Source organism: Streptomyces aurantiacus (genome assembly GCF_001418335.1).
Taxonomy (GTDB): Bacteria; Actinomycetota; Actinomycetes; order Streptomycetales; family Streptomycetaceae; genus Streptomyces; species Streptomyces aurantiacus.
On record NZ_LIPP01000033.1, the window covers coordinates 45,390 to 52,322 of the forward strand.

8 protein-coding genes are annotated in these 6,933 nt (G+C 70.7%); 5 read left to right on the forward strand and 3 right to left on the reverse strand.

The features are described 5' to 3' along the window. Window positions 1–106 precede the first annotated feature (106 nt). Window positions 107–1,630 carry an amino acid permease gene (locus tag AOK01_RS05250; RefSeq protein WP_055508910.1) on the forward strand — a complete coding sequence of 508 codons (1,524 nt, stop codon included), beginning with the start codon at window positions 107–109 and terminating at the stop codon, window positions 1,628–1,630. A 22-nt stretch (window positions 1,631–1,652) separates the two neighbouring features. On the opposite strand, the gene AOK01_RS44315 is transcribed toward AOK01_RS05250, so the two are convergent. Then, on the reverse strand, window positions 1,653–1,862 hold the full coding sequence (locus tag AOK01_RS44315; RefSeq protein ID WP_055508912.1) for a hypothetical protein: 210 nt from the start codon (window positions 1,860–1,862) through the stop codon (window positions 1,653–1,655). A 69-nt stretch (window positions 1,863–1,931) separates the two neighbouring features. Between AOK01_RS44315 and AOK01_RS44320 the strand changes: the two genes are divergently transcribed. The 3 genes from AOK01_RS44320 (at window position 1,932) to AOK01_RS05265 (ending at window position 3,403) form a co-directional block, all read left to right on the forward strand. Next, the gene (locus tag AOK01_RS44320; protein WP_213862055.1) at window positions 1,932–2,078 is read left to right on the forward strand and encodes a hypothetical protein; all 147 of its coding nucleotides are present in this window, start codon (window positions 1,932–1,934) and stop codon (window positions 2,076–2,078) included. A gap of 81 nt (window positions 2,079–2,159) precedes the next feature. Beyond that, entirely contained in the window at window positions 2,160–2,474 is a 315-nt protein-coding gene (locus AOK01_RS43350) for a hypothetical protein (RefSeq protein WP_157871188.1), read from the forward strand. After that, window positions 2,465–3,403, forward strand: coding sequence for an AraC family transcriptional regulator (locus AOK01_RS05265; RefSeq protein ID WP_063792728.1), 939 nt, complete (start codon window positions 2,465–2,467; stop codon window positions 3,401–3,403). Before AOK01_RS43350 ends, AOK01_RS05265 begins: the two co-directional genes overlap by 10 nt. Before the next feature lie 15 nt (window positions 3,404–3,418). On the opposite strand, the gene AOK01_RS05270 is transcribed toward AOK01_RS05265, so the two are convergent. Together AOK01_RS05270 and AOK01_RS05275 are read right to left on the reverse strand one after the other, a co-directional pair. Next, entirely contained in the window at window positions 3,419–5,239 is a 1,821-nt protein-coding gene (locus AOK01_RS05270; protein ID WP_055508917.1) for a serine/threonine protein kinase, read from the reverse strand. Between the two features lie 176 nt (window positions 5,240–5,415). Next, the gene (locus AOK01_RS05275) at window positions 5,416–5,790 is read right to left on the reverse strand and encodes a hypothetical protein (RefSeq protein ID WP_055508918.1); all 375 of its coding nucleotides are present in this window, start codon (window positions 5,788–5,790) and stop codon (window positions 5,416–5,418) included. A gap of 58 nt (window positions 5,791–5,848) precedes the next feature. Here AOK01_RS05275 and AOK01_RS05280 point away from each other — a divergent pair, with 58 nt between their 5' ends. Beyond that, window positions 5,849–6,880 (forward strand): PLL family lectin, encoded by a 1,032-nt coding sequence (locus tag AOK01_RS05280; RefSeq protein WP_055508919.1) that lies wholly within the window; start codon window positions 5,849–5,851, stop codon window positions 6,878–6,880. Window positions 6,881–6,933: the final 53 nt, after the last annotated feature.

A 6,933-nucleotide genomic window follows, 5' to 3' on the forward strand; every position in this document is an offset into this window, starting at 1 on the left:
TACGGTGGTGGGACCGGCCCGTTCGTGTGAATTCCCACGCGCCGGGGCATACGGACGACGCCCCCTCTCGATCATGTCGAGGACGACAAGCGTGGGAGGAACGCCCGTGAGCAACACCCTCTTCAGGACGAAGAAGATCGAGCAGTCCATCCAGGACACGGAGGAACCGGAGCACGCGCTCAAGAAATCCCTGTCCGCCCTGGATCTCACGGTCTTCGGGGTCGGTGTCATCATCGGCACCGGCATCTTCGTGCTCACCGGCACGGTCGCCAAGAACAACGCCGGTCCCGCCGTCGCCCTGGCCTTCGTTGTGGCCGGCGTCGTCTGCGCGCTCGCCGCACTCTGCTACGCCGAGTTCGCGTCCACCGTCCCGGTGGCCGGCTCCGCGTACACCTTCTCGTACGCCTCCCTCGGCGAACTGCCCGCCTGGATCATCGGCTGGGACCTCGTGCTTGAGTTCGCGCTCGGCACGGCGGTGGTCGCGGTCGGCTGGTCCGGCTACATCGCCTCGCTCCTCGACAACGCGGGCTGGCAGCTGCCGGCGGCCCTCAGCGGCAGGGAGGGCGCCGACGGCTTCGGTTTCGACATCCTCGCCGCCGCCCTCGTGCTGGTGCTCACCGCCATCCTCGTGGTCGGTACGAAGCTCTCGGCGCGGGTCACCGCCGTCGTGGTCGCGGTCAAGGTGACGGTCGTCCTGGTCGTGATCATCGCCGGTGCCTTCTTCGTCAAGAGCGACAACTACGACCCGTTCGTCCCGAAGGCGAAGCCCGTGGACGCGGGCGGCGGCCTCGACTCCCCGCTCATCCAGCTGATGTTCGGCTGGGCACCCTCCAACTTCGGGGTGATGGGCGTCTTCACCGCCGCCTCCGTCGTCTTCTTCGCCTTCATCGGCTTCGACGTCGTGGCCACGGCCGCCGAGGAGACCAGGAACCCGCAGCGCGACATGCCCCGCGGCATCCTCGGCTCCCTGATCATCTGCACCACGCTGTACGTCGCGGTGTCGATCGTCGTGACCGGCATGCAGCACTACAGCAAGCTGTCCGTGGACGCCCCGCTCGCCGACGCGTTCAAGGCCACCGGACACCCCTGGTTCGCGGGCTTCATCAGCTTCGGCGCCGCCGTCGGCCTCACCACCGTCTGCATGATCCTGCTCCTCGGCCAGACCCGGGTCTTCTTCGCGATGAGCCGCGACGGACTGCTGCCGCGCCTCTTCTCGCACGTCCACCCGCGCTTCAGGACCCCGCACCGGCCGACCATCCTGCTCGGCGTCATCATCGCGATCGTCGCCGGCTTCACCAGCCTGAGCGAACTCGCCGAGCTGGTGAACATCGGCACGCTCTTCGCGTTCGTCGTCGTCGCGATCGGCGTGATCATCCTGCGTCGCACCCGCCCGGAGCTGCCGCGCGCCTTCCGCACCCCGCTGGTGCCGCTCCTGCCCGTCGTGTCCGTCCTCGCCTCGCTGTGGCTGATGCTGAACCTGCCCGCCGAGACATGGCTGCGGTTCGGCATCTGGATGGCGCTCGGCTTCCTCGTGTACTTCCTGTACGGCCGCTCGCACAGCCGGCTCGGCCGGGACCAGAAGGCGACCGCGGGCCGGCCCACGACTCCTCCAGGCAAGAACGCCCCTTAGAAGCCCTTGGACCCAGCAGCCCTCAAACCCTGTCGACGGTGGTCAGGGCCGTGCCGTAGTCCTCGACGGCCAGGTACGCGTTGAGCTGTGGGTGACGGCTGGCTACTGCCACATCGCGCCAGAAGCGTTGCAGCGGGTTGGCCGTCCGGAAGCCGCTCCCGCCGTGCAGGTCGAGCATCCGCTCGACGGCCGCGCGGCAGTCACGGCCCGCGTCGGCTCGGTCCTGCCGCATGCGGCTGCTGTCCCGGCGGCCGGCCAGTGCCGCGCGCCCGCCGATTCGCCCATGCGGGAGTAGGACGTCATGAACGGCTTGCGATCCGAGGCGAACACCGCGTCGACCACGCCCAACGCGCCGACGGTCGCGCCCACCACCGGTGCCGGCGCGCTGAGCCCCCACAGCTGCAGAGTCCTCGCGTCGGGTGGGAAGCGCGCCTTGACCCCCGAGTGACTGCCGCTCCCACGCAACCCCGCCACGTCCCAGGTGCGGTCGACGGTCACCTCGGTCATCGGAAGCGGGACCAGCGAGAAGGTGCCGTCGACGATCGCGCCGAAAACGGCCCAGGTCGTCACCTTCGGCGACTTCGGCGAGGCCACCTTGCGGGAGCTGTTCGCCGGCCGCCGTCGGACGATTGCGCTGCTCGGTCTTTTCCGCGTCGGCGGCAAGGATGTCGATGTCGATCACGAACTGATCGAAACACCGAACCGGTGCCCCGACGATGCGCGGAAGGCCCGCCCTGATACGCCGATGGATCGGCGGGGACCCGGGCCGGGGAGACGGTCCGGGGAGACGGGCCGAGGAGACGGGCCGTTCACCGCGCTCGTTACGATTGCTCCGTGGACGTGATCAGCGAGGTGATCGGCACCATCCGTGCGGGACGGCCGAGTGCGCTGCGCGTCCGGCAGTCGGGTACCTGGGGCATGTACCTTCCCGGCATCGAGGGGATGGGCTTCCACGTCGTCCTCAAGGGCACGGGCTGGCTGATCACCCCCTCCGGTCAGCCTGTTCCGCTCAACGCGGGGGATGTCGTCCTCGTACCGCACGGCGTGGAGCACGGACTCAGCCATACCGCCGCGTGGACCATCGACGGGCTGCCCGACCTGGAGCTGCCCTCGGCCCATCCGGTGACCGAGCCGGCGGCCTTCGACGTCGTCCTCGGGTGTTACCGGCTGGAACGGGGCCGGATCCACCGTTTCCTGCGCGAACTGCCACCGGTCATCACGATGTCGCCCGACTACGACCGCCACCCCGAGACGCGGATGCTGATCGAGATGCTCGTCGCCGATATGGCCGAGGACCTGCCGGGCGCCGCGGTGTCCCGGTCGGCGCTCGTCGACCTCACGCTGGTGCACGCCCTGCGCCACGCACGCGGCCACACCCGGCTCGGCGCCTGGCCGGAGGTCACGGATCCCGGCATCGCCGCCGCGCTGAACGAGATGCACACCAGCGCGCAGCGGCCGTGGACCCTGGGACAGCTCTCCACGATCGCGGGTATGTCCCTCACCGCCTTCAAGCGGCGGTTCACCTTGCTGGTGGGTACGCCGCCGATGACGTACCTGACGGACTGGCGGCTGACCCACAGCGCGCGGGTGCTGCGGGAGACGAAGGCACCGCTGGCGGCGATAGCCCGACAGGTGGGCTACTCCAGCGAATACGCCTTCGCGAACGCGTTCCGGCGGAAGTTCGGCATCGCACCGGGCCGCTTCCGCGACCGGATGACCCACGAACCGACCCGGCCAGGCAGAGCTCCCGTGCCGGACGCGGAACAGGCATGACAGCGAGCAAACGCCCTAGTCGGCCTTGGCCTCCTCGGCGTTGCGCCAGATCCGCAGGTCGATGGTGATGTACGAGCCGGGGTCGTTCTCGCCCGACTTGCCGCGGTAGGTGGCCACCGCGATGTGGCCCGCGTCGCTGAGCACGCAGATCTCCGAGCCGTTGCTGAGCTGGTCGAGGGCGATCTTCTCGGTGTAGCGCGTCTCGGTGCGGCAGGTCTCCAGGGAGCCCTTCTGCGTGTTGTTCAGCAGGACGAGCTTCCCGTTGGCGGTGCCGATCGCCGCCTCGTCCATGAAACGTACGACGCTGAAGTAGAGATCTCCGTTGCCGTAGGCCAGGTCCTCGCCCTCCACCGGGCGCGGCGGGTCGTCGGCGAGCATGAGCTCGTAGCTCTCGGTCAGATCGATGCCCTTGTACGAGACCGGCTTCGGGTCCGCCCTCCGCTGGTCCCCACCCGAGGTCCCACCGTCGCTCGAACCGCTCCTGCTGTTACTGCTGTTGCTGCCGGGGGAGTCGGCCCCGCTGTTCGTGTCCTTGCCGGACCCGTCGGACAGCAGGGAGCCGATGACTCCCAGGACGACGACCACGCCCACGACCGACGCGGCCACGATCAGCCCCGTCCGCTTCGGCTTCACACGCGGCGGGGGCGCGTAGGGGGCGTAGGTGACGGGGGGCGGCGTGTGGTGAGTGTGATAGCCGGGCGCAGGGGTGTGCGGGCCCTGCGTGGGGTGCGCCGGGTACCCGGGCGGTGGCACCGGCCCCGGAACTCCTGGCGCGCTCTGCGTCGGTGCGAAGGACGCGGAGGGCGCGGAGGGTGAGGAGAACTCGGTCGGCGTGTACGGGTTCACCGTGCCCGGCGCCGGATGCTGCGGGGAGAACTGCGTCGGCGTCGGAGCGACGGCGGGCTGCGGCGGCGGGGTCTTCGCCGGTTCGGGCAGTCGCAGCCGCTCGGTGATCGATCCGGCGACCGCCTGCGGCAGCCAGTCCTCACCCTGGCGCAGCGCGACGGGCGACAGTTCGTGGCACAGCTCGATGATCTCGGTCAGGCTCGGCCGGCCGGCCGGGTCTCGGCTGAGGCAGCGGGTCACCAGAGGCAGCAGTTCCGCGGGCAGCCGGCTGAGGTCGGGGTCCTCGTGGACGATCCGGTAGAGCACGGCGTGCGAGGGCCCGTCGCCGTAGGCGGGCGAACCGATCGCCGCGAAGGCCGTGATCTGCCCCAGGGCGAAGACGTCGGTGGCGGGGGCGACCGTACCGGCAGACGCCTGCTCGGGCGACATGAACGCGGGGGTGCCCACGCTGACGCCGGTGCCCGTCAGCGCGGTGGCGTCGGCCGCGCGGGCGATGCCGAAGTCGATCACGCGAGGACCGTCGGAGGCCAGGAGCACATTGGCGGGCTTCAGATCACGGTGGACGATGCCCGCGCCGTGGATCACGTGGAGCGCCTCGGCGACCCCCACCGTCAGCAACAGCACGCTGCGCAGCGGCAGTCCACCGTGCTGGGCCACGGCGTGCGCGAGAGAGGGGCCCGGCACGTAGGCGGTGGCGAGCCAGGGCTGAGCGCCGTCGGTGTCGAAGTCGATGACCGGCGCCGTGTACAGACCCTGCACCCGCTGCGCGGCCTGCACCTCCTGCTTGAACCGCCGCCGGAACTCGGGGTCCTCGCTGAACTCGGGCCGGATCACCTTGAGCGCGATGGGCCGGCCGCCCGGGGTGTAGGAGAGATACACCTTGCCCATGCCACCCGTGCCGAGCACGGCCGCCAGGCGATAACCGCCGACAACAGCCGGGTCACCCTCCTGGAGCGGTTTGAAAAGGTTGGCAGAAGGCGTGCTGCTCATGACGAATCATCCCCTGTTAACGGCAGTACGGCCTCTGCCGAAGCCGCGAGGCCAAGGGGGAGCGTACCTATTTTCCTTCGCAACCTTTCGTCGCGTTGCGCAACGGTTCCGCTACGGATCAGCCGGTCCTCTCGAACGCCGAAAGGGGCAATCCGGGACAGGGTCTCAGAAGGGCCTTAGGGGCGGACGGTCCGCGGTCCCGTGACGTCGGCGCCCAACTCCCCCACTCTGCGCCGTAGTTCACGGTCCGCCGTGACCACCAGGCGGGAGCGGTCCGGGTGTTCGCCGACCAGCTCCACGATACGGTCGTCACCGCTGCCGGGCGCCGCGTCCACCCGTACACCGGGCACGGACGTCACTCCACGGGCGCTCCCCTCGACCACGAGGACCAGCTCCAGGGGACCCGGCACACCAGGGAGGCCTTCGGCGGCGTACGGGACGAGCTGGTCCCGTACGCGCTCCGCGGCGCCCCGGCGGTCGCGCCACCAGCCGTCGGGCACCGACCCGACCACATTGGCTGCGTCGACGATCACAAGGGGAGGCGCGTCCATGAGAACCAGGGTCGCACGGAGGCGGATCGCACGGCCCGATTAGAGTGGGGGAGTGTCAATGGTCCGCACACTCAACGGCGTCTGGCTCATACGCGGCCGGGACGGCAGACTCAGTGCCTACGCTCCGCTGGAGGACGCGGTGTGGTGCTGGGCCGAGCAGCATCCCGGCGGCCCCTGGGCGGCCCCCCGCGCGGTCGGCGGCGACCAGCGCGTGAACCCGGTGCTCGCCGTGGGGCAGGGAGCCGACTCCTACGCCCATCTGGTCTCCTGGCGTCCCACCGGCGCACAGGAGGCGGGGCTCGTCCACTCCACCCACTTCCGGCCGCACCTCGCCGCGCTCGACTGGAACCGGCTCGGGCACCCCAACACCAAGGGGAAGCAGACCGGCGTACCGGCCGTCGCCGTGGACGCCGAGGGCCGCGCGCACGTCTTCGTACGCAACAAGGGCGGCGGAGTCAGCATGCGCGGCCAGAAGGAGCGCGGCGGCTGGGGCCCCTGGCGCGACCTCAAGGGCCGCGAGGTCACGGGCGAACTCGCCGCCGTGACCCGGGCGTCGGGGCGCGTCGAACTGTACGCGGCCACGCCGGCCGGCATCCTGCGCTGGGCCCAGGCCGGTCCCGGCCACGTCCCCGCGCTCGACGACGAGCCGCTGAAGGTGGCGGTGCGGCCGGGCACCCTGCGGGCGCTGGTCACCTCCGAGGAGCACGTGACCCTGTTCTTCACGGACGAGAAGGACACCGTGTGCGCCTGGCGGCCCGGAGCGGAGCCCGTGGAGCTTCTCGGCTGCGCGGGGCCGGGCCCGGTGTCCGCGATCCGCTGCACGCTCGACGACATCGACTGCACGCTGCTGGCGCAGCGCTCGGCGAGTGGGCGTGTCGCCTTCGCCGCGTATCCCACCGAGCAGGAGTCGGCGGGGGCGTGGTGGACCGACTCGGGTCCGCAACTGCCTGCGGACGCGCAGGTGGCGTTGGCGGAGGACGCGGAGGGGCGGGTGGTCGCGGCGAGCCTCGCGCCGACCACCGGCGCGCTCCTGCTGACCCGCCGCAAGTCGGAACCGGGGCTGGCCCTGGGGGCCTGGCGAACCATTTGATCCGCCCCCGCCGCCCCTACCCTTCCCGTCACTACTGGGGGCTGCGCCCCCAG